The following is a 25,452-nucleotide window of genomic DNA, read 5'->3' as shown; positions in this document are numbered from 1 at the left end:
GGGGTCAAATCATGTCGTGAAATCAGGGAAGTGAAGGGAGGTCATTTCATCAACATTCAACCTGTGAGTGCGAAGAAGTCCTTCGGCGTCCAGACGTGCGCGCAATTCGGGGCTGTCTTCGGCCACTTCACGGTAGAATTCCCGCAGGCCCGTTTCGCCGCTGTCGGCTTCGATGAACCGGAACAGGTCGTGCAGGCTTAGCCCGCCGGCTTCGGGCGGGGTGGCTGGGGCAAGTTCCGCGCGGTACGACCCTTTTTCAAGCCGGTAGCGGTAGGCGGCCAGCCAGTCCTGCCATGTTTTGGCGTGGCAATGGGCCAGATCAATTTGCGACAACTCGACTTCGTCGGGGTTCATCACCTGATCGAGAAAGACGTTGTGAATGCGTACATCCAGTCCGTCCATGCCCGTGCGTGCAAAGAGTTTGCCGGCCACATGGGACAGGAACCCGCCTTTTATATGCGGCCCGAACGTTGGGTAGATGCGGTTCACGATTTTTTCGCGCTCGGGGCCATTTGGTATAAAGGCTTTGAACCTGTGTCCGTCGCCCGCCAACTGCTCCATCGGGCGCACGCGCGCGGTTAGCGTGCTCTCGGGCAGGGCGGCCAGTATGTCGCCAACGGGTTGGTCCGAGACCAGAAATTCATCGGCGTCCATATGGATCAGCCAGTCCACTTCGGTGCGGCGACTGTAGGCGTGGGTGGCGTTGCGGCTTTGGCGAACCTGATGTTTCTCGGGCCGCTTGCCGCCCAATTTTTGCCAGTGCTGTGCATCGCAACGGCTGACGCGGACTTTCGGATGTGCCTTGAGCGGGGCAAAGGCGTCGCTGTCGGGATCGTCTAGATAGAGATAAATCCGGTGCGCACCCGCCTCAAGGTGATAGGCCGCGAATTGAAGAAGCTCAGCCGGTGGGCCAAGGACGGTGGCGACAAGGCCCCATCTAATCGTCATCGCGGGTCGCCTTCTTTATCTGCTGCACACGTCCAAAGATGCTGCGGGGATCGGACATGACCATGCGCAGCAAGGCAAACCCCAATGGGCGGATGGTTGCGTCACGCTCGCAAAGTTGCCAGATGCGCGCCAGCAGGATCATGTCCAGATCGCCGCCTTTGAAGCTATAGGCGTCCAGCCCGAAGGCCAGTGGAAACCGTTTGCTCTCGCGCAATGACCTGAATGGCCGTCGCCCCGGCTGGCCGGAATTGCGGCGCTCGCTGTCATGCAGTTTCATCATGTCGAACATCACATGCAACGCGGTGCCACAGGCGCGCTGGTCGCCGGTCACGCCGATGTCACCGAAACTGGCCGCAGCAGAGACTTTCCAACGTGTGGTCAGCATGTTCGCCAGCTTTGCACCCTGTTCCGACCACAGACGGTGAAAAAGCGAGATGGCCACGTCGGGCGGATCATCCCGGCGCGAAATGGCGATCAGCATCGCGTGCAGGTGCAGAATTTGCGGCTGCCCCTCGAATTCCAGTTGCAATTGCAGCCACTTGCGCTGCGCGCTGAAACGCGGCACCTCCTCTGAATGTTGCGTCGGTGGCGGCACGAAAGTGGTAAAGTACGGGGCAAAGTCGACATCGGGGGCGGGCAGAACGGCAGCGGCGCCGTCAAAGGGGCGTTGGCGTTTTTCCTGTCGGTTCAGCAGCTTGGCAAACCCGCCTTGATAGAGGTTCTCGCCCGCGTCCATTCAAACCATCATTTCTTTGGTCGCGGTCAGACGCACGTCGGGGTAATCGCGCACCACGCGGTCGATGTCCCATTGCAAACGGGTCAGGTACACGATGTCGCCGTCATGATCATAGCCGATGTGCTGTTTGTTGGCCTCTACAAACTTATCAACGGCTTGGCGTGCGCCGTTCACCCAACGGGCCGAGGTGAACTGCGATTGTTCGAACCGCACCGGAAGGCTGTATTCCAGCTCGATCCGGCTGGCCAGAACCTCGAATTGCAACTGTCCGACGACGCCCACCACAAAGCCCGAGCCGATGGCGGGCTTGAACACTTTGGCGGCACCTTCCTCGGCGAATTGCATCAGCGCCTTTTCCAGATGTTTTGCCTTCAGCGGATCGCCTGCACGCACACCTTGCAGCAGTTCGGGTGCAAAGGACGGGATACCCGTGACGCGGATCGCCTCGCCCTCGGTCAGGGTGTCGCCAATGCGCAACTGGCCGTGGTTGGGTATGCCGATGATGTCGCCGGCCCAAGCTTCTTCGGCCAATTCGCGGTCCGAGGCCAGAAACAGCACGGGGTTGGAAATTGCCATCGGTTTTTTTGACCGCACATGAGTCAACTTCATGCCACGGTGAAAGTGCCCCGAGGCCAGCCGGACAAAGGCCACGCGGTCGCGGTGCTTGGGGTCCATGTTGGCCTGAACCTTGAACACAAAGCCGGAAACCGTTTTTTCTTCGGGCAGGATCTGGCGCGGTTCGGCTGATTGGATCTGCGGCTCGGGGCCATAGGTGGCAATGCCGTCCATCAGTTCCTTGACCCCGAATGAATTGATGGCCGAGCCGAACCAGATCGGGGTCAGCGACCCTTCCAGCATAGCGGCGTGGTCCATCGGAGGCAGCAGTTCGCGGGCCATTTCGACCTCTTCGCGCAGCTTCGCCAGAAGATGTGCGGGAACGTGTTCAGCCAGCTTGGGGTCGTCCAAGCCGTCGATCTGTATGCTTTCGGCCACGCGGTTGCGGTCGGAACGGTCCATCAGTTCCAGCCGGTCGCGCAGCATGTCATAGCAGCCGACGAAATCGCGGCCCACACCGATGGGCCAGCTGGCAGGGGTTACATCAATCGCCAGATTTTCCTGAATTTCGTCAATAATATCAAATGTATCCCGGCTTTCTCGGTCCATCTTGTTACAGAATGTCAGGATCGGCAGATCGCGCATCCGGCAGACTTCGAACAGCTTTTGCGTTTGGCTTTCGACACCTTTGGCGCCGTCGATCACCATCACGGCGGCGTCTACTGCGGTCAGCGTGCGATAGGTGTCTTCCGAAAAGTCCGAGTGACCGGGTGTGTCGACAAGATTGAACCGGAAGTTCTTGAAATCAAAGGACATGGCCGAGGCCGACACGGAAATCCCGCGGTCTTTTTCCATCGCCATGAAATCCGAGCGTGTCCGCCGCGCTTCGCCTTTGGCGCGGACCTGTCCGGCCATCTGGATCGCCCCGCCGAACAGCAGGAACTTTTCCGTCAGGGTCGTTTTACCGGCATCCGGATGCGAGATGATCGCAAAAGTGCGACGACGCGCAATTTCGGGCGGCAGATCGGGGCGGTTGGGGGCAATGTCCAGCATGTCGGGGCGTATATTCTGCAGGCCAGCCCTGCGCAAGGATACTTCGCGCGCGGGGGCCTAGCGGGTGCTGGCTTTGCGCAGCAGTTCGGCGGCGTCGGGGCGGTTCAGCAGGTTTTCCTGAACATCCAGACCCGACAGGCCGCTGTTGGCGTGACCGGCCGTGCCGTTGCCCGTCAGTCGGGCTGTGACCTCTTCGGGGACGGTGGGGCGGGTGCGGGTGTCGACCAGCGTTGATTCTGCTGCGATCCCTTCGGCATAGATGATCTGGTGGGCGTCGAACAAAAGTTGGAAATAGTCGACAAAGCCACCATCCTGCCGGATGACGGTGTCGCCGTTGACCAGATGGCGCGCCTTGACCAGCAGCTCGGATCGTCCGGCCCCCAATTGGTCGGAGCGTTGGTAGATGAACAGGCGGTGGTCGGGGCTGACCACCAGATCGCGGTGGTTGTTCAGCGCACCGGCACGGATGCAGATGGGTGCAAAATCACCAACGGCACGCACCGTCGACTGACCGATCCATCGCACCTGTTGGGGGCCGTCATCGCGGGTCAGCACGCGGTCACCCACGGCAAGGTTTTCAATCGGCACCTGCGCACCCGAGGCCAGCGTAATGTGCGTACCACGGGTAAAGCGGGCGCAGGCAACCTCGGCAAATTTCTCGGCTGCCTTGGTCGTGTCGATGCCGACCAGCGCATAGTCGATCCGCGGTGTCAGGCTGGCCAGAGGCAGCAGGTAAATCTGTGCGACGTTCCCCGTGATGTCGGTTTCCACCACCACGATGGAATCGGTGGTTTGCCCGTCGGGTGACATCAGTGTCAGGGCGCAATCCATATGCAGGGCAGCACCGGCGACGCCTGTGGGGCTTTCGGTGGCAATTTCGAATCCGTCTTGCAGAACCTGAATCGCCAGTTGCATCGGTTGCGCATCGGGGTTGAGCGCATAGACATCATCCAACTCAAGCTCGTCCGCAAAGGACAGCGCATCGCCCATATTCGCCCCGTCCGTCGCTGTGAACATCTGGGCGGCATAGACGGGCACAAAATGTGTCGGTGACTGCTGCAAGGTGGATTTGCGCATAGGGTTGGTTTGCACTCGGATCAAGAATTTTGCGTATCGTTCAAGGCTCTAAACTAGAATTGTGGCGGCAGCGGGTCAACGGGCCAGTGTTTTTCTGGCATCCCGTCCGCGCGAGGTGCTAGGCAGTGAAAAACCAATGATGGAGGATCGCATGGATTTGGGAATTTCTGGGAAACGCGCGCTGGTGTGCGCGTCGTCCAAAGGATTGGGGCGCGGTTGCGCCGAGGCGCTCGCCGAAGCGGGCGTAAACCTTGTGTTGAATGCACGCGGTGCGCAGGTGCTGGAGGAAACGGCCAAAGAAATCCGCGACGCCTATGGTGTTGACGTGGTGACCGTTGCCGCCGACATCAGCACCGCCGAAGGGCAGGCCAAAGTGTTGGAAGTCGCAGGCCAGATCGACATTCTGGTCAACAATGCGGGCGGCCCCCCTCCGGGTATGTGGTATGATTGGGATCGCGACGATTTTATAGCAGCTCTGGATGCCAATATGCTGGCCCCGATCGCCCTGATGAAGGCGCTGATGCCCGCCATGATGGAGCGCGGCTGGGGGCGGGTGGTCAACATCACCTCGCAGTCGGTCAAGGCACCCATTGCGCAACTGGGCCTGTCAAATTCGGCGCGCGCGGGTCTGACCGGCTATGTGGCAGGTACTGCACGGCAAGTGGCGTCCAAGGGTGTGACCATCAACAACCTGTTGCCGGGCATCCACGACACCGACCGCGCGGTTGCGCTGGACGGGAACGTGGTCAAGGCCAAGGGGATTTCTCTGGAAGAGGCGCGCGCCGAGCGTGCGGCAACAATCCCTGCGCGCCGCTATGGCACGCGGCAGGAATTCGGGCAGACCTGCGCGTTTCTGTGTTCGGTTCATGCAGGCTTTATCGTGGGTCAGAACCTGCTGTTGGACGGCGGCGCAACCAACGCGACGCTGTAAGGGAAACGGAACTTGGCCCAGGGCTTTTCTCTGAAAGACCAGTTGTTTAATGCGCAGTCACTGGGCCAGTTGGGCACAGAGTACAGCGCCGGTCTGCCCGGTCTGGATGGTGCGGCATTTGCGCGACGCGCCCTTTCGGGCGTGTCCGAGCGCAGCCTGATGGCCTGTCTTGACTGGTTCGCTGATTGCATCGAGCCGCATCTATCAGCGGATTTTCCGGTGATGGCGGACCAGTTGGAAGCGATGATGCCGCAGCCTTTGAACCCGTCGCTGCGCGATGACGACTTTGGCCGGTTCATCCACGCGGTTCCGGGCATTCTGGCGGTGCGTCACGGGTTGGAACACCACCGCGACCGTGCGCTGGACCTGCTCTATGCAGCGACACAGCGGTTTTCGATGGAGTTCTCGATCCGGCCGTTTCTGAACCGCTGGCCAGACCAGACACTTGCGCGGCTTGCAGTCTGGGCCGAGGATAAAAACTATCATGTGCGGCGGCTGGTCAGCGAAGGCACGCGGCCCAAGCTGCCATGGGGACGGGCGATTGCACTGACCCCTGCGCAGACCTTGCCGTTGCTGGACCGGCTGCACAGCGATTCCACGCGCTTTGTCACGCGGTCTGTGGCCAACCATCTGAACGATATATCAAAAATTGACACGGATGCAGTGCTGGCGCGTCTGCAACGCTGGGAAAAGGCGTCGTTGCAAACCCCGCAAGAACTGGCGTGGATGGCGCGGCATGCGCTGCGCACACGGATCAAGGCGGGACATGCGGGGGCGATGGCGCATCTGGGCTTTGCGGCGGATGCCGACGTGTCGGTGAACCTGCGGCTTGAGGCTGGCACGGTCGCCATTGGTGACCGTTTGCGCTTCGATGTGGAGTTGCAGGCACCACAGGCTTTGCCTGTGCTGGTGGATTACCGCATCTGCTTTTCCGGACCGGGCCGGGGCCGCGAAAAGGTGTTCAAGCTGAAGGCGGGGAGGCTTGAGGCGGGGCGTGCACTGGTGATGTCCAAGGCACATCTGATGAAGGGCGGGGCCAGCACATTCGTGCTGTATCCGGGGCCGCATGAACTGGTGGTGCAAGTGAACGGCGTGGACCGTGTGCGTGCGGGATTTGACTTGGTGTGATCCTGCGGGCGCTTGCGCGACTGTTGTGTTTGAGGGGGCGCAGCCCCCGCGCCTTGCGGCGCGCCCCCGGAGTTTACCCTGCAAGATGAAGCGAACGGTGCAGGACCGGTTGGGCGAACGGATTGACGGACTGATTGCCGGCGCTTGCGGGGGCGCGCCGGGCCTGATAGCCCAAGCCCGACCGATTTTATAAGACTTGGAGAGAGCCTTTGGCCGAGGTGCCCAGACTGGAGATCCGCAATCTGCGGCGCAGCTTTGACGGGCGGGCCGTGGTGGACGGCGTATCCCTACAGATCATGCCGGGGCAGGTGACCTGCCTGTTGGGCCCGTCGGGCTGCGGCAAATCTACGACATTGCGCATGATTGCGGGCGTCGAGATGCAGGACAGCGGCGAGATCTATGTCGATGGCAAGCTGATCTGCGATACCGTCACCCGTGTGCCGCCCGAGCGGCGCGAGATCGGGTTGATGTTTCAGGACTTTGCGCTGTTTCCGCACCTGAGCGTCGAGGGCAATGTGGCTTATGGCCTGCGCGGCAGCCGTGCCGAGAAACGCGCCCGCGTTGAAGAGATGTTGGGCCGTGTGCATATGCAGCGGTTTATTGACATGTACCCGCACCAACTGTCCGGCGGCGAACAGCAGCGTGTGGCGCTGGCGCGCGCATTGGCGCCGCAGCCGCGGATCATGCTGATGGACGAGCCGTTTTCGGGGCTGGACAACCGGTTGCGCGATGGCATCCGCGACGAGACGTTGAGCATCCTCAAGGAAGAAGACACCGGTGTGTTGCTGGTCACTCATGAGCCTGACGAGGCGATGCGCATGGCAGACGAGATTGCGTTGATGCGTGATGGGCGGATCGTGCAACAGGGCGCGCCCTATAACGTCTATACGCGGCCCTTGGACCGCGCATCGGTTGCGTTTTTTTCCGACGCGAATGTGCGGCGGGCGACGGTGCAGGGGGCGCTGGCGATGACGCCTTTCGGGCGGTTTCTGGCACCGGGCATCGCAGACGGCACCGAAGTGGATATTGTGTTTCGCCCGCAGCATGTGCGGATTGATTTCGATCGTGCGGGCGTGGGGCCGGTGCCCACGGCGGTCGAGGGGACTGCGGCGCGGGCTGTCGTCGAGCGGGCGCGGTTTATGGGCAACGAAAGCCTTGTGGAATTCCGGCTGGACCACGATGGTTCGGTGATGAAATCCACCGTGCCGGGGGTGTTTTTGCCACAACCGGGCACAGTCATGTGGCTGCGGGTGCGGCGCGACAAATGCTTTGTGTTTCCTGCGGGGATGATGGGATGAGCGGACCGTTGATCATCGAATTCGGGATGGGTACGTCGTTGCGTCGGGCTGATTACACGGATGCGGCGGCCAAGGCGGTGCGCCACGCGTTGTGGCGCAATTCGATCAATCTGGCAGAGCTGTTCGGCTTTTCCAAAGAGGCGATGCAGATCGCTGTGCGGGTGGCGGTGCAACAGCCCGAACAAGTGGATGTGGCGGCGCTGCGCGAGATTTTCCCATACGGGAACGCGCAGATCGAAGTGGTGCGTGGCGGATTGGACGTGCCGCGCCCCGAAGGGATGGGCAACCCCACCGTGATGGCCCATGCCGCCCTTACCGTGTCGTTTGATATGGAGCGCGCCGATGTCTGAGCAGCGGGTGATCATCGAGATGGGGCAGGGCAATGATCTGCACGGGCGCGATTATACCAAAGCCGCGCGGCGGGCAATCGAGGATGCGTTTCGCGGATCGTCCCTGCCTTTGTTCGGCACGCTGGGGCTGGATGCCTCGGACATGCGGGTGCAGGTGACTGTGGGCGTGCAACAGCCCGATGAGGTGGACGTGCAGGCGCTGGTGGCGGTGCTGCCGCGCGGGCGCGCCGAGGTGCGCGCGGTGTTCGGTGGGATGGATGTGCCGTCGGGGGATGAGGTGATTGTGGTGGCCACGGCTGCGGTCGAGGCGTTTTTGCCGACGCAGACCGGATGGCGGCTGAAGGGGTAATCGGGGCTTTGCCCCCGATGCTGCGCGTCCTCCCCGGGATATTTATAGCTAAAAGAATACTTCAGGGTCTGTCGTCGAGGAAAAGCTCGGGCAGGGCTTCGGTTGTGTCGATCAGGTCGAGACGAAAGTCACGCATGTCGTGGCGCAATTCGCACCAAGCGGTCAGCGTCCAGACGGGGCCGAGGCTGTCGAGGTTTAGCGGGCGGATGGTGCGCGTGGTGATGCGGTCGCCGCGTGAATGATAGGTAATGCGCAGTTTCTGGCGGGCGCGGATTGCGGCGCGGATGCGCGGGATATGCGAGGCACCGCGTGCAGCATCGGCAAAGGGCGATTTTTCCAGCTTCCACGCGTCGGCGGGGGCGATGGTCGCTTCGGGCAGCAGCGCGTCGATGCGATCAGCCAGCGTGGTGGCCGCCTGTGACAGGTCTGGGTCGGCGGACTGGCCGAGAATGGCAAGGCCGAGGCTGAGGGCCTCAAGCTCGGCGGGAGCCAGATCAAGTGGCGGCAGGCGGATCTGGTCGGTCAGACGGTAGCCGGTGCCGCGGGTGCCCTGAACCGGAACCCCTGCGGCCTGCAACGCCTGAATGTCGCGGTAGAGCGTGCGTTGGGACACCGACAGCCGCAACGCCAGATCGGCGGCGCGGTGGGTGGTGCCGGTGCGCAGGGCGTCGAGAAGGGCGTGAAGGCGGGTTTGGCGGGGCATAACTGACAAATAGATGTCAGTTGTGTAAAAGACCAGAATATTCCGGCGATTCTGGCAGGCGGAAACGGGCGGCACCGGGCCTTGCTGCTTTTCCCTTGGGGTGTGATTGCATAGACAAGAGACGGTAAGAAGCGCGCCGAGGGGTGCGTATAGCGGGAGATTTGGAATGTTGAACAATATTGGCCCAATGGGTCTGCTTTTGATTGCGGTTGTGGTGCTGGTGCTGTTCGGGCGCGGCAAGATTTCCAGCCTGATGGGCGAAGTCGGCAAGGGCATCACCAGCTTTAAAAAAGGCGTCAGCGAAGGCCAGAAATCTCTGGACGATGACGACGAGCACCAGCAGGCCAAGGACGTCACGCCCGAGACCGAAAAAGACAAGGTTTAATCCATGTTCGACCTGGGCTGGACCGAGCTTTTGGTCATTGGCGTCGTGGCGTTGATCGTCGTGGGGCCCAAGGATTTGCCGGTGTTGTTCCGGCAGGTGGGGCGTTTTGTCGGCAAAGCCAAGGGCATGGCGCGTGAATTCACCAGTGCCATGAACGATGCCGCCGACGAAAGCGGGATGCGCGACGTGTCGAAGACGTTGAAGTCGGCGACCAATCCGCTGGGGACAGCGATGGACGGCGTCAAGGATGCCGCCCGCGATGTCTCATCTTCGTTGCGCAATATTGATGCCGACAGCGAGACCGGAAAGCTGGCCAAAGAACGCGCGGACAAGGTGAAAAAAATACAGGCCTCGACCGCCCGCGCCGCTGCCGACCGCAAAGCACGCGAGGCCGAAGAGGCCCGAAACGCTGCCGACGCCGCCGAGGCGGCGGTCACGGCAGATGAGACACCCGATACACCCAAAGGCGACACATGAGCCACGCAGACGATATCGAAGACAGCAGCGCACCGCTGATCGAGCATCTGGCTGAACTGCGCACGCGGCTTATCCGCTCGGTTCTGGCCTTTGTGGTGGCCATGATCTTCTGCTTTTCCTTCGGCAGTGCGATCTTGGATTTCCTGCTGATCCCGATCGAGCAGACCATGCGCGATCTGGGCAATCCCAATCCGGTGATGCAATACACCGCGCCGCAAGAGTATTTCTTTACCCTTGTGCGCATTTCGATGGTGGGGGGGCTGGCGATTTCCTTTCCGGTCATCGCCTATCAGCTTTGGCGCTTTGTGGCACCGGGGCTGTACAAGAATGAAAAATCGGCCTTTTTGCCGTTTCTGATCGCCTCGCCCGCGCTGTTCATGCTGGGGGCGGCCTTTGCGCAATATGTGGTCGTGCCATTGGCGATGAAGTTCTTTCTGGGCTTCGCCGATGCGGCGTCGATCCTGTCAGCGATTGTTCAGGATGGTTCGATTGAGGGCGCATCAGAGGGCATCGACATCGTTTTTCAAGGTAAGGTGAACGAAAGCCTTGATATCACGTTGAAAATGATTGTGGCCTTTGGCCTGTGCTTTCAGCTTCCAGTGCTTTTGACCTTGATGGGCAAGGCCGGTCTGGTGACTGCCGAAGGGCTGGCAAACGTGCGCAAATATGCGGTTGTTGGCATTCTGGTGGTGGCGGCGCTGGTCACGCCCCCGGACGTCGTGACCCAGTTGATCTTGTTTGTGGTGGTCTTTGGTCTTTATGAAATTTCGATCTGGCTGGTACGCGGTGTCGAACGCCGGCGGAACCAACGCCTGCGCGAAGAAGGCTACTTCGACGACGAAGAAGACGAAGAAGGTCTGGACGACATTCTGAATGGCGATGACGAGGACCTGAAATAGTGATCGACGACCCGATGGACCGTATCGCAGCGGCGCTGGAGCGTATGGCACCTGCGCCGCTGCAAGCCCCCGATTTTGACGCGGCCAGTGCCTTTGTCTGGCACACCGGACCGGACCGGCTGGAACCGGTTCACCAGATCAGCCGCGTGCCGCTGAAACTGCTGGTGGGCAACGACCGGTCACGCGATACGCTGCTGGCCAACACCACCCAGTTTGCCAAGGGGCTGCCCGCCAACAACGCGCTGCTTTGGGGCGCGCGGGGAATGGGGAAATCCAGCCTTGTCAAAGCAGTACATGGCGCGGTTCAGGCAGATTACCCGCAGTTGAAGATCGTGGAATTGCAGCGCGAAGACCTGCCCAGCGTGGGCCGTTTGCTGAACCTGCTGCGCGCCGCGCCGGGGCGGTTTTTGTTGTATTGCGACGACCTCAGCTTTGGCCACGACGACAGCCATTACAAATCGCTCAAGGCGGTTCTGGATGGCGGGATCGAGGGGCGGCCCGAGAATGTGGTGCTTTATGCCACGTCGAACCGCCGCCACCTGATGCCGCGCGACATGATCGAAAACGAACGGCAAAGCGGGATCAACCCCGCCGAGGCGGTCGAGGAAAAGGTATCGCTGTCAGATCGCTTTGGTTTGTGGCTGGGTTTTCATCCATGCGATCAGGACCAGTATTTGGCGATGATCCGTGGCTATTGCGATGCTTATGGTGTGACCATCGACGACGCGAGCCTGCGCACCGAGGCGATTGAATGGCAGGCCACACGCGGCGCGCGGTCGGGTCGGGTGGCATGGCAGTATTTCGTGGACCTTGCGGGCCGCTCGGGCGTCACGCTTTAAGTGGACAGCACGGCCGCTTCAAAGGCGCGCAGACAGCGGGCGGCTTTGGGGCCATAGATGGCCAAATCGGGAAACAGCGTTTCGATTTCAGCCTTGGCTGCGGGGTTCACCGATTGTTTGGTCATATCTCCGGGATAGAGCGTTTCCGACCAGATTCCATGCGACTGCACCACGTGATGTGCGTCCAGCAGGATGTGGTGATAGGTGACAAGTCCGCTCGTGTTGCGATAAACGCCGTCCATGTTCAACAGATCAACGGCGCGCACCAGAACTTCTTCTTGGCCGTACAACAACTCGGCCCGCCAGTCGGTCAGCAAGATTGCGTGTTGAGGTGACACCACCAGATCGGCGTCATTGCCAAGGGTGCCTGCGGTGATGACAATCGCTGCCAGATCGCCGGTGGACGCAACGGTAGATGCACCGATCCAGCGGATAGGCTGGGCGCCTGCGCTGCCCGTGATCACCAGATCGTCAGGGAACAAGTCCTCGACGGCGCGGGGGCCGTCAGGGGTTTCGATCATCGTACCCGAGGCAAAGCAGACCACTGTCCCGCCAAGGCCAATGTGCGGGGTGCTGTCGTCGTTTTCGGTGATCCCGCCAGTGGTCAGGTCGGTGTCGGCAGGGGGCATCCCGTCTGGAAACACCAGAAAATAGCCGTTTTCGCCCGCGTCCATCACATCGTTGTCGTTGTTCAGGTCCACGTCAATGACGCCCACGCGCCATGTGTTTGTGCCGTCCGTAACCGTGAACGTGTAATCCCAGATTACCTGATGGTCTACGCCGTCCACTTCGGCTGTCTGCTCCCATGCGCCGCCAAAGCGTTCGGCAAAATCAATGTATTCGTTTACATCGCCGTCGCCGTTGAACACGATCGCGCCGTCGTTTTCCTCGACTACGAAATAGGTGTCTTCACCGGTGTAACGCCAGGTGCCGGACGGTGCATAGGCATAGTCGACGGGGTTGCCGTTGATTGTGCTTTGTGGTCCGCGAATGACGTTCGTGTATCCGTAGTAAACGGCCATCTCTGAAACCAATCCAAATACTGTATTTGAAATGTATCTGGACGTGAAACGTGGCGAGGCTGGGGCGGTCGCGTGGTCTTTTTTGTGTATCTACACCCGTTCTTGGCACAATTGGCAGCGACACCGCCACAGATGTGGCGAACCACAGCGGGTTCGCCACTGTTCCCCTGTATCGGCATCAGGGCAGGTAGGGGGCGGGGTCCACGCTCTCAAAGCCTTTGCGGACTTCGAAATGCAGATAGGCATTGTCGCCGCTGCGCAGTTTGGCAAGGCTTTGCCCGCGGCTGACGTTGTCGCCCTTTTTGACGGTCACGTTGGCGACGTTTGCATAGACGGTCAGCAGGTTGTCGGGGTGACGCACCACGATGATCGGCACGCCTTCTGCGCTTTCGGTGATTGCGGCGACGCTGCCGGATGCGGCGGCTTTGACAGGGGTGCCTGCGGCGGCCTTGATGTCGATGCCCTCGTTGCGGCCTTTGGAATAGGCGCGGATGATCGACCCTGTGACCGGATAGGCCAGTGCGGTGTTGCTGTCGGGTTTGGTCGTTTGTTTGCCGATGTCGGCAACGGGGGCCGCCGGTTTGGCCGCAGGTGCCGGTTTTGCTGTGTCATCCTTGGGCAGGGGGGTCGCCGCACTGGGCGGGGTTGGCGTAGGCGATCCTGCGCCGGGGGCGGTGGTGGCGGCGGTGCGTTTCGGTGGCGCCTGCTGCGCCACAGGGATCAGCAGAAACTGACCTTCGCGAATCTCGAAATCACTGCCCAAGCCGTTCCATTCGGCCAGCGAGCGCACGGGCACCTGATAAAGCCGCGCGATGGTATAGGCGGTTTCGCCGCGCTCGACACGGTGGCGGGTTGGTTCTTGTCCGGTCTGGACCGTCACTGGCGTCGAGTTGGCAGGGGCCGGCGTGGTTGCCGCAGGCGTGGTGTCGGCGGCGCTGTCGATGGCGTTACCGGCCAGCGTGGTCACATCGACCGAGGCAGGCTGGATCGGGCCGGTGCCGGTGGCACCCGTGGCAGGTGACGGTTCTGCCACGCGGCGCGGCAGGGCGATGATTTCGCCCGCGCGCAGGGGGACATCGGTTTCGATCCCGTTGTAACGGCTCAATTCGCCCGCATTGACGCCAATCCGTGCGGCCACATCGTTCAGCGTGTCGCCCCGACGGGCCACTGCGACCTGATAGTTGGGATAGGAAATTACCCCCCGATTGTCGGGCCGGGGCCGGTCGGTGGTGGCGTTCACGGCGGCATCTGCGGTGGAAAACGCACCCGTACCGCCGCGCATGTCGAAATCAAGCGGCTGGTCGCAGCCTGCAAGCGCAAGCGCGCCACAGGTGGCCAGCAGCAGGGGCGCGCGGTTGCGCGAAATGGCTCGGATCATCTGGCTCGTCCTCTTGGCACGCCCCGTTATGTAGCTTCGGGGCCTTGTCGTGGATGTCATCTTGGGCCTTATGTCACGGGTTTTGTCTGTCCATGCAACACAGGGTCAAGAATGTGCTGCACGGATGTCCATATCGGCGTATTTCCGCGTATTATGTATCTTTTCCCAAGCCTTCGAGCAAGGGGACGAAGCGCACGGGGCGCAATTCGTCATATTCCAGACCGGTTTCCGACTTGCGCACACGGATCAGGCTTTGCACCGCGTCCGACTGCCCCACAGGCACAACCATAATGCCGCCGACTTTCAACTGCGCCAGCAGGGGGCCGGGGGGGTCTTCGGCGGCGGCAGTGACCAGAATACGATCAAAGGGTGCCTGATCGGGCAGGCCAAAGCTGCCATCGCCGGTGATCGCTGTGATGTTGGTCAGGTTCATCGCATCAAAAATCTCGCGCGCCTGACGCACCAGACGGCGATGGCGGTCCACGGTATAGACGCGGCGCGCCAGCTTGCTGAGGATCGCCGCCTGATAGCCCGAGCCGGTGCCCACTTCGAGCACCTTGTCGCGCGGACTGATTTGTAAGGCCTGCGTCATCAGCCCGACAACCGAAGGCTGGCTGATGGTTTGCCCGCAGGCGATGGGCAGGGGCATGTCCTCGTAGGCGCGCGCGGCAAACAGGCCACGGATGAACGGCCCGCGGTCGATCGCTTCCATCGCTTCCAGCACAGCCTTGTCCGTCACGCCCTTGGAGCGCAGCGCATACAGGAACTGCATCTTGCGTTGGGCGATCTCGTCGTCGGTCATGCGTTCAACGCCCCGAGACTGTCCATCACGTCATGGGCGGTTAGATCGGCGCGCATGGGGGTGATCGAAATATAGCCATCAAGGTTGACTGCCGCGTCTGTGCCCCGCGCTGTGGGCACCTGTTGGTTGCCACCTTTGATCCAGACAAAACGCCGACCCGAGGGGGCTTCGTGTGGTTCGGTCGAAAATAGCACACCGGGACGGCGGCCCTGTGCGCTCAGGCGGGTGCCCTTGACGTCGGCAGCCGGAACGGGCGGGAAGTTCACGTTATAGAACAGTCGGTAGTCGGCGGTGTCCTGTGGTGTGGCATCCAGAATACGGCGCACGGTATCGGCACCGTGGACCAAGGCGGCCTCGAACGGGTCGGCGCTGACGGCATTGGCCGGACCGAAATACTGGGACAGGGCGATCGAAGGGATACCCTGCAACGCCCCCTCCATCGCGCCGCCCAGCGTGCCGGAATAGAGCGCGTTTTCAGCCGAATTGTTGCCGCGGTTCACACCGGACAGGATCAGGTCGGGGGGCGCGTCGCCCATCACGTCATGAACGCCCGCCAGCACACAATCGGCAGGGCTGCCTTCGGCGGCATAGCGGCGGGTATCCAGTTTCGAGATCATCATCGGATGGGTGTAGCTGATGCAGTGGCCGACGCCCGATTGCTCGAATGCGGGTGCCACGGTCCAGACCTCGCCTGTGCCGCCAGCCAGTTGCTTGGCAATGGCGTGCAGGGTTTTCAGCCCCGGTGCGGCGATGCCGTCGTCGTTGGTGATGAGAATGCGCATGTTTTGCCCCTTTTGTCCTTAGTATTCAGGCCAAAGCATTGCGGCAAGGGCAGGTGCTGTCTGCAAGGTGTATTTGTGTCAGAAGTGGGCACAGGCGTTGCGCTCAGGACTCATTGACCGGCTTGCACTGTGGCAAGCCAGCCCTGGGGAAAAGATTGTCCGAACCGGAGAAATTTTAGAGGTTTGCCAGTATGCGCGCAGCTTCGGCGCGTGGATCGGCCAAGGGCGCGCGGTCCTCGCCGGGGAAAAAGCGGGCGCGGCTGGCGGTGGGCATTGGATTGGGCTGTGTGATGACGACGCGCGGGCCGGTTTTAGTGGTTTCAGCCTGCCAGCTGCGGGCCAATGCGATCTGCGCGGCCTTGGTCGCGCCATAGCTGCCAAAGAATTTGGTGCCTGCGCGCGGATCGTCAAAAAACAGCGCCGTGCCATCGGTGCCCAGCAAAGGGGCCACATAGGTGATCAGCGTTGCGGTGGCGGTGATGTTGGCAGCGACGGACTTGGCCATGTCACCGCTGTCGATATGGCTGGTGGGTGTCAGCGGGGCAGCATGGATCGCAGTGTGCGCCCAGATGTCCAGCCCGCCCCAGCGGTCATGGATGCCGCGGCACAGGGTGGCCATCGCCGCTGGCAGGGTGATGTCCATCGGTGCCAGCGTGGCGCTGCCGCCAAGGGCCTTGATCCGGTCGTCAAGCTCTTCCAGCGCGCCGGTGGTCTTGGCTACGGCAACGATGTGATGGGTCGGGGCCAAGGCTTCGGCCAGCGCGGCACCAAGACCACGCGAAGCGCCGGTGATCAGGGCAAGTTTGGGGGCATTTGTCATGGGCCGCGTGATGGTCTGATTGTGCGCCAAGGTCAAGAGGCGTGCATGTCGCGGTCAGGCGGCGTTGGTCGAGGCGCTGGGGCGGCCACGCGGGCGCAGGGCACTGGAAATCTGGCCCCGTTGTGGCAGGCGCAGTACGTCGGTGCGGCCATTGCGGACAATGTGCAATGCGTCGTCGTCGATGGCGACAACCTGGCCCAGACGGGTCTTGTCGCCGGTTTTGACGGTGTCGATATGGCCGTTGGGATAGCGGATCATCGCGCGCGGTGCGGCGTTTGCGCCGAAAATGCCCAGCAACACGGGCCGGTTCAGGCGCACTGCGTTTTTTTGGGTCGCCAGTTGGCGGGTTTGGGAAGAGGCTTCGGCCATGGGGGGTCCTTCGGGGTTTAGTCGAAGGCGCGACGTATCATGGCCGTGGGCATCTGCAAGCGTGGCGGATTTACCCATAAGCCGAATCGCGCCAGCCCGTGCGCCATGCTTTGCCGAGGGCTGCGACATAGTGTGGCGGACCCCTTGCGAGAGGCGGGAATCAGCCTCGCACCTCACCCTTGCGGTGATAGGTGAAGGTCATCGCAGCCAGATGGGAGATCGCTTGGTCGGCAAGGGGGCCGGTCACCGCCAACCCCAGCGCACGGCGCCCGTCGTTCGGCAGGTCAGGGTAGAGACGCGCCATGCGCTCTGCCAGATCGGTCTTGCAATCCACATAGGCGGTCAGCACGTCGGGCGCGGCAGCGGACCAGTTCAATCGCAGGGTCGATCCGGTGCGCGGGGCGGCGGGGCGCCATGCGGGTTGGCCCCATTTCAGAGATTCCGTGAGCGTGCCGACACTTGCGTCATGGGCCGCGGCAAGGATGGTGGCGCGCAGCACGTCGAAACGCACGCGGGCGGCAGTGGGCCATTGGGCTGTGGTCGAGGCGAACGGATCCATCGGATAATGTATACCACATGCTGCTGACGGTTCGTGACATCAGCCGGGGGCAGAGAGGGGCGCTGCCCCCGGCGCCTTTGGCGCTCCCCCGGAGTTTATCTGGCAAGATGAAGCGGCGGGGTTATTCCGCTGCTTTCATCTCAAAGCCTTTTTCCAGCATGTCCGATGGTTTCACCGGATATTCGCCGGAAAAACATGCGTCGCAATATTGCGGGCAGCTGTTGTTACGGCCCTTGGCTTCGCCCACGGCGCGGTAAAGGCCGTCGAGCGAGATGAACTTGAGCGAATCGACGCCCAGATGTTCGCGCATCTCGTCCTCGGACATGGTCGCGGCGAGCAGTTTTTCGCGTTGCGGTGTGTCGACGCCGTAAAAGCAGGGCCAGGCCGTGGGCGGGCTTGCGATGCGAAAGTGGACTTCGGCAGCACCGGCATCAAGGATCATTTCCTTGATCTTGCGCGAGGTGGTGCCGCGCACCACGGAATCGTCGACCAGAATGACCCGTTTGCCTTTGATCAGGGCGCGGTTCACGTTCAGCTTCAGCCGCACACCCATGTTGCGGATCTGTTCGGTGGGTTCGATAAAGGTGCGGCCCATATACTGGTTGCGGATGATCCCCATTGCATAGGGAATGCCCGATTGCAGGCTGAACCCGATTGCCGCAGGCGTGCCGCTGTCAGGGACGGGGCAGACCAGATCGGCATCGACAGGCGATTCCTTGGCCAGTTCGCGGCCGATGTTCTCGCGGGTTTCATAGACGCTGCGCCCGCCAAGGATGCTGTCGGGGCGCGAGAAGTAGACGTGTTCGAATATGCAGAAACGCGGGGCGACGCGACGGAAGGGGAAGTGGCTTTCGACGCCTTTGTCGGTGATCACCACCATTTCGCCCGGTTCGATCTCGCGGACGAACTCGGCGCCGATGATGTCCAGCGCGCAGGTTTCCGAACTGAGCGCCCAGCCGTCGCCAACGCGGCCCAGAACCAGCGGGCGTACACCCAGCGGGTCGCGCACACCGATCAGCTTGGTGCGGGTCATGGCGACGATCGAGAATGCGCCTTCGACGCGGCGCAGGGCGTCTTCCATGCGTTCGGGAATATTGCGTTGAAGCGACCGGGCCATCAGGTGGATGATACATTCGCTGTCGGACGACGACTGGAAGATCGACCCGCGTTCGATCAGTTCGCGGCGCAGGGCGTTGGCATTGGTGATGTTGCCGTTGTGGGCAATCGCCGCACCGCCCATTGCAAATTCGCCAAAGAAGGGCTGTACGTCGCGGATCGCGGTCTGCCCCTTGTTGCCCGAGGTTGAGTAGCGGACATGCCCGATGGCAAGCGGGCCGGGCAGGGTTTCCATGATTTTCTGGCTGGTGAAATTGTCGCGCACATAGCCGAAGCGGCGTGCGGACTGAAAGCCAAGCTCGGCATCATAGCTGACGATACCGCCTGCTTCCTGCCCTCTGTGTTGCAGCGCGTGCAAGCCGAGGGCAACGAAGTTCGAGGCATCTTGGGTGCCGATCACACCAAAAACCCCGCATTCTTCTTTCAGCTTGTCGTCATCAAAGGGATGTGCGGGTGGCATCATGCATTCAGTCACGGGCGGATGGCTCCGAATCTGGGGTTGGACAGGTTTCTGATACTGGGGCCGTCGCGTGGTGTCACGCCCTGCGGCCGAAATAGTTGCAAGATTGCGAACCTGTGCTTCATGCGTGGCAACGCAATCGGTTTGAGGCGACACAATCAACTGTGTGTACATTGAAACTAGGGGCGCGGTCCCGCCCGTACAACCCTTGAGCGGACGGGCTGAGACGCGAATGCTGCATTATTGCTCGCAGGTTCCGATGAGGCCTTCGTATTGCTGGGTGATCCAGCCAAGGGCCTCTTCGGGTTTGCGGTCCTGAATGTCCGTGGTGAAGCGGCCAAAGACCGCTGCCGAGCGGCTTTCGTCCACGACTGTAAATTCCTGTCCTGTGATCACGGTGTCGTAGACAAAAAAGGCGACGATAACCAAAAGTATTCCGCGCGCCACGCCAAACAGAAAGCCCAGCCCCTGATCCACGCCACCCAGAGCCGAGCGTTGGACCAGCGAGGAAAACAGCGGGGTAAACAAAGACACGACAATCAGCGCCACGGCAAAGACCAACGCAAAGGCACCGATCACGCTCAGCTCGCAACTGTCGGCCAGAAATTCACCCACAACCGGGATTTCGCGCACCAGCGGTTCGACCTGAGGAGCAAACAGAAAGGCAAGGACCGCTGCCGCGATCCAGCCCGCGATGGCCATGATCTCGCGCACGATGCCGCGCCCGTAAGCCAGCAGCGCCGACAGAATGATGACGATGGCCACCACGCCATCAATGATTGTGAAACCGTCCATCATCCGTTCCTTGTCTGTGTGGCACTAACCGGCACCAAATACTTCACCCACGAAACTGGTCAGGTCGTGCATTTGTTGCACTTTGATGCCCGACGTTTCGATGGCTTTGCCCCCTGAAGGGGCAAGTGCGGTGGTAAAACCAAGTTTTTGCGCCTCTTTCAACCTGTTTTCGGTTTGAGGCGCCGGACGTAGGGCACCTGATAGGCTGATTTCCCCAAAAACCACGGCCCCTTCGGGCAGGGCTGCGTCTTCGCGCGCACTTAAAAGCGCTGCGGCCACGGCCAGATCGGCAGCAGGTTCTGAAATTTTCATGCCACCGGCGACGTTCAGATAAACATCAAGGCCGGCAAAGGGTATGCCGCAGCGCGCCTCGAGCACCGCGAGGATCATCGCCAGCCGCCCACCATCCCAGCCGACAACCGTCCGGCGTGGCTGGCTGTGGGGCGAGGGGGCAACGAGGGCTTGCAGTTCGACCAGAACGGGACGGGTGCCTTCGATGCCTGCAAACACCACCGAACCTGCGCTGGGTTTGCCACGTTCGGATAAAAACAGCGCCGAAGGGTTGGTGACCTGTTCCAGCCCGCGACCAGTCATTTCGAAGACGCCGATCTCGTCCGCAGGGCCAAAGCGGTTCTTGACCGCGCGCAGGATGCGGAACTGGTGGCCGCGCTCGCCTTCGAAATAGAGCACGGTGTCGACCATATGTTCCACGACGCGCGGGCCTGCGATCTGGCCGTCTTTGGTGACGTGGCCCACAAGGATCACCGAGACGCCCTTGCGCTTGGCAAAAGTGGTCAGCTCGTGCGCCGCCGAGCGGACCTGACTGACCGAGCCGGGGGCGCTGTCGACCGTGTCGGACCACATCGTCTGGATCGAATCGATGATCGCAAGGCCGGGCTTTTCGGCTTCCAGCGTGGTCAGGATGTTGCGCAGGTTGGTTTCGGCGGCCAGTTGCACGGGCGCGTCGGACAGGCCCAGACGCTTGGCACGCATCCGCACCTGTGCTGTGGCCTCTTCACCGCTGACATAGATCGTTTTGACGCCCGCACGAGCAAATTCGGCAGCCGCTTGCAGCAAAAGAGTCGATTTTCCGATGCCCGGATCGCCGCCGACCAACAGCGCCGAGGCGGGCACAAGCCCGCCGCCCAGCACGCGGTCAAGCTCGTCTATGCCGGAATGGGTGCGCGGGGGCGGCGATTCTTCGGTTTGAAGATCGGTCAACTGGATTGCAGAGCCACGGTTGGCGCCGAGCGACTTTTTACCACCCGCCGACAGGCCCGCGTCTTCGACTATGGTGTTCCAATCGCCACAGGCGTCGCAGCGCCCTGACCATTTGGTGTGCGTCGCACCACAGGCGGTGCAGGTGAAGGAGGGTGTTTTCGCCATGGCACTGATGTGCCTGACGCAGAGGGGAGCGTCAAAAGGTAAATGTGCGAATAGGTCGGTGGCGGAGTTATTATATTTGCGGGGGCTCTGCCCAAGTTTTTATATTTGCGGGGCTCTGCCCCCGACGCTGCGCGTCTCCCCCGGAGTTTATCAGGCAAGATGAAAAGCTATTCTGCGGCCTTGGGCATCATCTTGGTCACAGTGTTGTCGGTGGTGACAATGGTCTGCAGACCCAGTTCTGGCAGCACCTCGCGCATTTCGGCACGCAGGCGGTCCAACTGGGCCGCGGCCACGGATTCCTCAAGTTCGACGTTGGTCAGCCAGTGTTTGAATTCGGAGCTGACGGCTTTGGCGTGGTCAAGACGGGTGTTGAACTGGTCCACCTCATATTGGCGTTGCTCAAGAAAACTGCGCGCGCGGGCGACGCGCTCGTCCGAATAGACTTCGGCCAGTTCCTTGGAAATGTGGGACATTTGGGCGGCGACTTCGAGCAAGGCAGGCTCGAGCGATCCCAGATCAGGGTGATCGCGCAGATAGGCGATGCGTTCGCGAACCGCGTCGAATTCGGTGGAAAAGCGAAAGACATCGCCGCGATCAGCGGCGTGAACGGCGGCATAGGCGCGGGTGATATCGGTCATATTGACCGAGAAATCGCGATGCGCGTTTTCAAGCTGCATGGTGCGGTAGGCGCTGGGGAGGAAAAAGCAAAGGCAGACAGCAAAAACAGTCAGGGCGATCTGGGCGTACATGCCTGCCTGCGGTACGGGGGCACCATTCCATGACAACGGCAGGTCGAACCAATGCCACTGACCGGTGGCTGCCATGCCCGTTGCCGCCGTCAAACCGACCGCGGTCAGAATGAAAAAGGCCAGCGCAGCCCGTTGCATCAGGAATCGAATAAGGTGTGCGAGCGTTCTAAAAGAGTTTGTCAAATGTCCTCCCCCCAGAAAACCGATACATCGGCAAGTATACGCCGATAGAGGGTCAACCACTAAGCGGAAACTTTGTTCCCTATTATTATCACCGGATTTTAGGCGTGCTGTGGTGCGGGGTCGGCTGAGAGATTGTTTCCGATTCTGCGGCAATACGTGAATTTACCTGCTTTTGTTCTGTGCGCAGGCCAATCCAAATCGAAGCGAGGATACAGGCGGTGAACAGATAGAGGCCCCAGGCGACTTCGATCCGGCCAACACCGATGCCTTTGGTCAGTGTGATGTAAAGTGCGATCAGAAAGATTTCGGCCATCGCCAGTTTGCCCAGCACATGCAGCGCCGGCAGGCAGCGCGGGCTGAGCAGATTCCAATGCAGCAGCGCAAGGCCGATGGTTTTAAGGTAGGGCGCAAAGAGCGCAAAGACCGTGACCACCAGTGCCAGAAACACGTCCGAGGCCCAAAGCGATTGCAGCCCTGTCATCACGCTGATTTCTGACAGGCCGAACAGCGGCAACAGTCCCGCGCGCATCAACGGGGCGAACCACGCCACGGGATAGGCGACCAGCAGGGCAAGGTTGAGACAGCGCAGCATGGGTGCACTTGGGCGCAGGGTGCGCAATGTGTCAAGTCAGTGCTGTTGCATCGCAATGCTGACCCGAACCGGCCGGGCGTTTCCGGCGCAGCCCTTGCACACAGGGTCGCATCCTGAACAGGCTTTTGTATCCAAGGGTTAGCGAACGGCGGCGATGGGCCCTGTGGCGCGACCGTGGATAAACTGGTCGACATAGGGGTCTTGGGACGTGTCCAGCTTGGCCACAGGTCCGCTCCATTTGATCACACCCTCGTGCAGCATCGCCACGTTGTCGGCGATGGCGCGCACCGAGGTCATGTCGTGGGTGATGGTCACTGCCGTCGCGCCCATTTCGGTGACAATCTCGCGGATCAGGTCGTTGATGACACCCGCCATGATCGGATCAAGACCGGTGGTGGGTTCGTCGAAAAAGATGATCTCGGGGTCGGCGGCGATGGCGCGGGCAAGGCCCACCCGCTTTTGCATGCCCCCCGACAGTTCGGCGGGCAGGCGGTCGGCCACATCCTCGGTCAGGCCCACACGCCGCAGTTTTTCGATGGCGATGGCGCGGGCCTGTTCGTGGGGGCGTTTGAGCGATCCGCGCAGCAAACGAAAGGCGACATTTTGCCAGACGGGCAGGCTGTCGAACAGCGCCGATCCTTGAAACAACATGCCAAAGCGCGCCAGAAACGCGTCGCGGTCGGTGCGGGTGATGTCGACGCCATCGACGGTGATTGTGCCCTGATCAGGCGTCACAAGACCCAGTACCGCCTTGATCGTGATGGATTTTCCGGTGCCAGAGCCACCGATGATGACCATCGATGTGCCCTTGGGGACATGCAGGTTCACGCCGCGCAGCACGTGGTTGCTGCCAAAGGATTTGTGGACGTTTTCAAGCGTAATCATAGCGAGAAAAACACCCCCGTCAGCACAAAGTTCGCGGCAAGGATCAGGATGGCGGCGGCTTCGACGCTGCCCTTGGTGGCGCGGCCCACACCTTGGGCGCCACGGCCTGAATTCATGCCGAAATAGCAGCCCATCAAGGCCGCAATAAAGCCGAACACGCCACCTTTGGCCAGTGACGACACGATGTCGCGCAGTTCAAGGAAATTCACTGTGTTTTTCAGATAGGCGGCGGGGTTGAACCCCAATGTGCCCGCGGCCACAGCCCAGCCACCCGCGATGCCGATCACATCGCCCACGCCCACCAGCAGCGGCACCACAAGGGTCGCGGCCAGCACCCGCGGCACTGTCAGATACTTCATCGGATGGGTCGACAGGGTGACAAGCGCGTCGATCTGTTCGGTCACCTTCATGGTCGCAATTTCGGCTGCGATGGACGAAGTTACGCGCGCGGCGATCATTAGCCCCACCAGCACTGGCCCCAACTCGCGCACCATGCCAATGGCGACAATCTGCGGCACCACGGCCTCGGCGTTGAACCGCGCGCCACCTGCATAGATCTGCAAGGCCAGCGCGCCACCGGTAAAGATCGCGGTCAGCCCGACCACCGGCAGCGACAGCCAGCCGATGTGCAGCAAGGCGATGGCCAGTTCACGAAAGTAGAACGGCGGGCGCAGCAGGTGGCTGATGGTTTGCAGGGCATAAAGCGTCACACGCCCCACAGCACCAAGCAGGCCCAGAACGGTGGCCCCGATGGCGGCCAGAATTTTCACTCGGTATACCTGCGGGCATAGCGGTGGCCCAGCGAGGTCAGGATTTCATAACCGATAGTGTCTGCGGCGCGGGCCAGATCATCGACGCCCTGATGGGGGCCAAGCAGTTGCAGATGGTCGGGATCGTGGTCCAGATCGGTGACATCGACGGTGATCAGATCCATCGACACGCGGCCCACGACAGGCAGGGCGGTGTCGCCTGCGTAGACTTGCGTCTTGCCGCTGCCCAAGGCGCGGATCAGCCCGTCGGCATAGCCGCCCGAAACTGTGGCGATGCGCGATGCACGCGGTGCTATCCAGCTGTTGCTGTAGCCCACAGGTTCGCCAGCGGCCACATCACGCACCTGAATCACCGGTGCATCAAGGGTCACCACAGGTTCGGCATCGGCAAAAGGCAGGCCGCCATAAAGACCCACACCGGGGCGGCACAGATCAAAGTGGTAATCCTCGCCCATCAGCGTGCCACCAGTGGCTGCCAGCGACCGCGGGGCGTCAATGCCGTCTGTCATCTCGTGGAACTGGCGCAGCTGGTGGGCGTTCATTTCGTGGTCCGGCTCGTCCGAGCAGGCCAGATGCGACATGATCAGGGCGGGGCGTTGGGCCACGGCGATGTCGCGCAGGGCGGACCATTCAGACGCCTGCATGCCCAGCCGGTTCATGCCGGTGTTCAGTTGCAAACCAAAGGGTGCACCGGGCAGGGCCTCGACATGGCGCAGCATCTGGTCGACCGAGTTCAGCACCGGTGTCAGGCGGGCTTCGCCAATGGCGCCTGTGTCGCCGTTCATATGGCCCGACAGCACATAGATTACGGGGCCTTGGCCAAGGGCTGCACGCAATGCGGCCCCTTCGTCGGCGGTGGCCACGAAAAAGCTGCGGCAGCCAGCGCGGGCCAGCACACGGGCGATCACGGGTGCGCCCAATCCATAAGCGTTGGCCTTAAGCACGGCACCGGTTTCAACCTCGGTGCGCGCGTCAAGCGATTGCCAATTGCGCGCAATAGCGCCCGTGTCGATTGTCAAAGTGGCCGTTGTCATGCGCGGGGTTGTGCCATGTTTC

General features: G+C 61.4%; 29 protein-coding genes. 9 read left to right on the top strand and 20 right to left on the bottom strand.

The features are described 5' to 3' along the window. Window positions 1–9: 9 nt before the first annotated feature. From SULPSESMR1_RS09120 to SULPSESMR1_RS09105, 4 genes are read right to left on the bottom strand one after another with little or no spacing between them, the layout of a single operon-like run. Window positions 10–948, bottom strand: a complete 939-nt coding sequence (locus SULPSESMR1_RS09120) for a glycosyltransferase family 2 protein (protein ID WP_089420530.1) — start codon at window positions 946–948, stop codon at window positions 10–12. Continuing rightward, window positions 938–1,684 (bottom strand): hypothetical protein, encoded by a 747-nt coding sequence (locus SULPSESMR1_RS09115; RefSeq protein WP_089420529.1) that lies wholly within the window; start codon window positions 1,682–1,684, stop codon window positions 938–940. The genes SULPSESMR1_RS09120 and SULPSESMR1_RS09115 overlap by 11 nt, the downstream gene beginning before the upstream one ends. After that, on the bottom strand, window positions 1,685–3,292 hold the full coding sequence (locus SULPSESMR1_RS09110) for a peptide chain release factor 3 (protein WP_089420528.1): 1,608 nt from the start codon (window positions 3,290–3,292) through the stop codon (window positions 1,685–1,687). Between the two features lie 57 nt (window positions 3,293–3,349). Then, a complete protein-coding gene (locus SULPSESMR1_RS09105; protein ID WP_089420527.1) occupies window positions 3,350–4,369 on the bottom strand; it encodes a Hint domain-containing protein in 1,020 nt (339 codons plus the stop codon). 151 nt (window positions 4,370–4,520) lie between these two features. Here SULPSESMR1_RS09105 and SULPSESMR1_RS09100 point away from each other — a divergent pair, with 151 nt between their 5' ends. The 5 genes from SULPSESMR1_RS09100 (at window position 4,521) to SULPSESMR1_RS09080 (ending at window position 8,425) form a co-directional block, all read left to right on the top strand. After that, window positions 4,521–5,300, top strand: coding sequence for an SDR family oxidoreductase (locus SULPSESMR1_RS09100; protein WP_089422250.1), 780 nt, complete (start codon window positions 4,521–4,523; stop codon window positions 5,298–5,300). A gap of 12 nt (window positions 5,301–5,312) precedes the next feature. Next, window positions 5,313–6,428 carry a hypothetical protein gene (locus SULPSESMR1_RS09095; RefSeq protein ID WP_089420526.1) on the top strand — a complete coding sequence of 372 codons (1,116 nt, stop codon included), beginning with the start codon at window positions 5,313–5,315 and terminating at the stop codon, window positions 6,426–6,428. A 209-nt stretch (window positions 6,429–6,637) separates the two neighbouring features. Next, the gene (locus SULPSESMR1_RS09090; RefSeq protein WP_089420525.1) at window positions 6,638–7,726 is read left to right on the top strand and encodes an ABC transporter ATP-binding protein; all 1,089 of its coding nucleotides are present in this window, start codon (window positions 6,638–6,640) and stop codon (window positions 7,724–7,726) included. Beyond that, window positions 7,723–8,076 (top strand): Lin0512 family protein, encoded by a 354-nt coding sequence (locus SULPSESMR1_RS09085; protein WP_089420524.1) that lies wholly within the window; start codon window positions 7,723–7,725, stop codon window positions 8,074–8,076. The genes SULPSESMR1_RS09090 and SULPSESMR1_RS09085 overlap by 4 nt, the downstream gene beginning before the upstream one ends. Beyond that, entirely contained in the window at window positions 8,069–8,425 is a 357-nt protein-coding gene (locus SULPSESMR1_RS09080) for a Lin0512 family protein (protein ID WP_089420523.1), read from the top strand. The genes SULPSESMR1_RS09085 and SULPSESMR1_RS09080 overlap by 8 nt, the downstream gene beginning before the upstream one ends. 61 nt (window positions 8,426–8,486) lie before the next feature. Here the strand turns inward: SULPSESMR1_RS09080 and SULPSESMR1_RS09075 are convergent, their stop codons facing one another. Beyond that, window positions 8,487–9,128: a helix-turn-helix transcriptional regulator gene (locus SULPSESMR1_RS09075; protein WP_089422249.1), complete on the bottom strand. Its 642-nt coding sequence runs from the start codon at window positions 9,126–9,128 to the stop codon at window positions 8,487–8,489. Between the two features lie 166 nt (window positions 9,129–9,294). On the opposite strand from SULPSESMR1_RS09075, the gene tatA reads away from it, so the two are divergent. From tatA to SULPSESMR1_RS09055, 4 genes are read left to right on the top strand one after another with little or no spacing between them, the layout of a single operon-like run. Continuing rightward, complete coding sequence (gene tatA, locus SULPSESMR1_RS09070) at window positions 9,295–9,513, top strand: twin-arginine translocase TatA/TatE family subunit (protein ID WP_089420522.1); 219 nt, start codon at window positions 9,295–9,297, stop codon at window positions 9,511–9,513. Between the two features lie 3 nt (window positions 9,514–9,516). Beyond that, the gene (gene tatB, locus SULPSESMR1_RS09065; protein WP_089420521.1) at window positions 9,517–9,990 is read left to right on the top strand and encodes a Sec-independent protein translocase protein TatB; all 474 of its coding nucleotides are present in this window, start codon (window positions 9,517–9,519) and stop codon (window positions 9,988–9,990) included. Further along, window positions 9,987–10,889 (top strand): twin-arginine translocase subunit TatC, encoded by a 903-nt coding sequence (gene tatC, locus SULPSESMR1_RS09060; protein ID WP_089420520.1) that lies wholly within the window; start codon window positions 9,987–9,989, stop codon window positions 10,887–10,889. Before tatB ends, tatC begins: the two co-directional genes overlap by 4 nt. Next, window positions 10,889–11,728, top strand: a complete 840-nt coding sequence (locus SULPSESMR1_RS09055; RefSeq protein ID WP_089420519.1) for an ATP-binding protein — start codon at window positions 10,889–10,891, stop codon at window positions 11,726–11,728. The genes tatC and SULPSESMR1_RS09055 overlap by 1 nt, the downstream gene beginning before the upstream one ends. Here SULPSESMR1_RS09055 and SULPSESMR1_RS09050 read toward each other — a convergent pair. The 15 genes from SULPSESMR1_RS09050 to alr all read right to left on the bottom strand — a co-directional run bounded on the left by SULPSESMR1_RS09050 (window position 11,725) and on the right by alr (window position 25,430). After that, the gene (locus SULPSESMR1_RS09050; RefSeq protein ID WP_089420518.1) at window positions 11,725–12,750 is read right to left on the bottom strand and encodes a Hint domain-containing protein; all 1,026 of its coding nucleotides are present in this window, start codon (window positions 12,748–12,750) and stop codon (window positions 11,725–11,727) included. The two genes, SULPSESMR1_RS09055 and SULPSESMR1_RS09050, sit on opposite strands and share 4 nt — an antisense overlap. A 178-nt stretch (window positions 12,751–12,928) precedes the next feature. After that, on the bottom strand, window positions 12,929–14,128 hold the full coding sequence (locus SULPSESMR1_RS09045; protein ID WP_089420517.1) for a peptidoglycan DD-metalloendopeptidase family protein: 1,200 nt from the start codon (window positions 14,126–14,128) through the stop codon (window positions 12,929–12,931). A gap of 151 nt (window positions 14,129–14,279) precedes the next feature. After that, window positions 14,280–14,930 carry a protein-L-isoaspartate(D-aspartate) O-methyltransferase gene (locus SULPSESMR1_RS09040; protein WP_089420516.1) on the bottom strand — a complete coding sequence of 217 codons (651 nt, stop codon included), beginning with the start codon at window positions 14,928–14,930 and terminating at the stop codon, window positions 14,280–14,282. Next, window positions 14,927–15,712 (bottom strand): 5'/3'-nucleotidase SurE, encoded by a 786-nt coding sequence (surE, locus tag SULPSESMR1_RS09035; RefSeq protein ID WP_089420515.1) that lies wholly within the window; start codon window positions 15,710–15,712, stop codon window positions 14,927–14,929. The genes SULPSESMR1_RS09040 and surE overlap by 4 nt, the downstream gene beginning before the upstream one ends. 175 nt (window positions 15,713–15,887) lie before the next feature. Then, complete coding sequence (locus tag SULPSESMR1_RS09030; protein ID WP_089422248.1) at window positions 15,888–16,532, bottom strand: SDR family NAD(P)-dependent oxidoreductase; 645 nt, start codon at window positions 16,530–16,532, stop codon at window positions 15,888–15,890. A 54-nt stretch (window positions 16,533–16,586) separates the two neighbouring features. Then, a complete protein-coding gene (locus SULPSESMR1_RS09025; RefSeq protein WP_198362773.1) occupies window positions 16,587–16,901 on the bottom strand; it encodes a hypothetical protein in 315 nt (104 codons plus the stop codon). 160 nt (window positions 16,902–17,061) lie between these two features. Beyond that, complete coding sequence (locus tag SULPSESMR1_RS09020; RefSeq protein WP_089420514.1) at window positions 17,062–17,460, bottom strand: hypothetical protein; 399 nt, start codon at window positions 17,458–17,460, stop codon at window positions 17,062–17,064. Between the two features lie 121 nt (window positions 17,461–17,581). Beyond that, window positions 17,582–19,036 (bottom strand): amidophosphoribosyltransferase, encoded by a 1,455-nt coding sequence (gene purF, locus SULPSESMR1_RS09015; protein WP_089422247.1) that lies wholly within the window; start codon window positions 19,034–19,036, stop codon window positions 17,582–17,584. Window positions 19,037–19,276: 240 nt separating this feature from the next. Beyond that, window positions 19,277–19,831 (bottom strand): CvpA family protein, encoded by a 555-nt coding sequence (locus SULPSESMR1_RS09010; RefSeq protein ID WP_089420513.1) that lies wholly within the window; start codon window positions 19,829–19,831, stop codon window positions 19,277–19,279. Between the two features lie 24 nt (window positions 19,832–19,855). Then, complete coding sequence (radA, locus tag SULPSESMR1_RS09005) at window positions 19,856–21,217, bottom strand: DNA repair protein RadA (RefSeq protein WP_089420512.1); 1,362 nt, start codon at window positions 21,215–21,217, stop codon at window positions 19,856–19,858. Between the two features lie 167 nt (window positions 21,218–21,384). Further along, on the bottom strand, window positions 21,385–22,149 hold the full coding sequence (locus SULPSESMR1_RS09000; RefSeq protein ID WP_240311318.1) for a DNA repair protein: 765 nt from the start codon (window positions 22,147–22,149) through the stop codon (window positions 21,385–21,387). 88 nt (window positions 22,150–22,237) lie between these two features. Then, the gene (locus tag SULPSESMR1_RS08995) at window positions 22,238–22,741 is read right to left on the bottom strand and encodes a paraquat-inducible protein A (protein WP_089420510.1); all 504 of its coding nucleotides are present in this window, start codon (window positions 22,739–22,741) and stop codon (window positions 22,238–22,240) included. A 138-nt stretch (window positions 22,742–22,879) separates the two neighbouring features. After that, window positions 22,880–23,626 (bottom strand): ABC transporter ATP-binding protein, encoded by a 747-nt coding sequence (locus tag SULPSESMR1_RS08990; protein ID WP_089420509.1) that lies wholly within the window; start codon window positions 23,624–23,626, stop codon window positions 22,880–22,882. After that, window positions 23,623–24,396: an MlaE family ABC transporter permease gene (locus SULPSESMR1_RS08985; protein ID WP_089420508.1), complete on the bottom strand. Its 774-nt coding sequence runs from the start codon at window positions 24,394–24,396 to the stop codon at window positions 23,623–23,625. Before SULPSESMR1_RS08985 ends, SULPSESMR1_RS08990 begins: the two co-directional genes overlap by 4 nt. Beyond that, window positions 24,393–25,430: an alanine racemase gene (gene alr, locus SULPSESMR1_RS08980; protein WP_089420507.1), complete on the bottom strand. Its 1,038-nt coding sequence runs from the start codon at window positions 25,428–25,430 to the stop codon at window positions 24,393–24,395. Before alr ends, SULPSESMR1_RS08985 begins: the two co-directional genes overlap by 4 nt. Between the last annotated feature and the right edge of the window lie 22 nt (window positions 25,431–25,452).

Source organism: Pseudosulfitobacter pseudonitzschiae, assembly GCF_002222635.1.
GTDB classification, from domain to species: domain Bacteria; phylum Pseudomonadota; class Alphaproteobacteria; order Rhodobacterales; family Rhodobacteraceae; genus Pseudosulfitobacter; species Pseudosulfitobacter pseudonitzschiae_A.
This window is presented reverse-complemented; position numbering and strand designations above follow the sequence as displayed.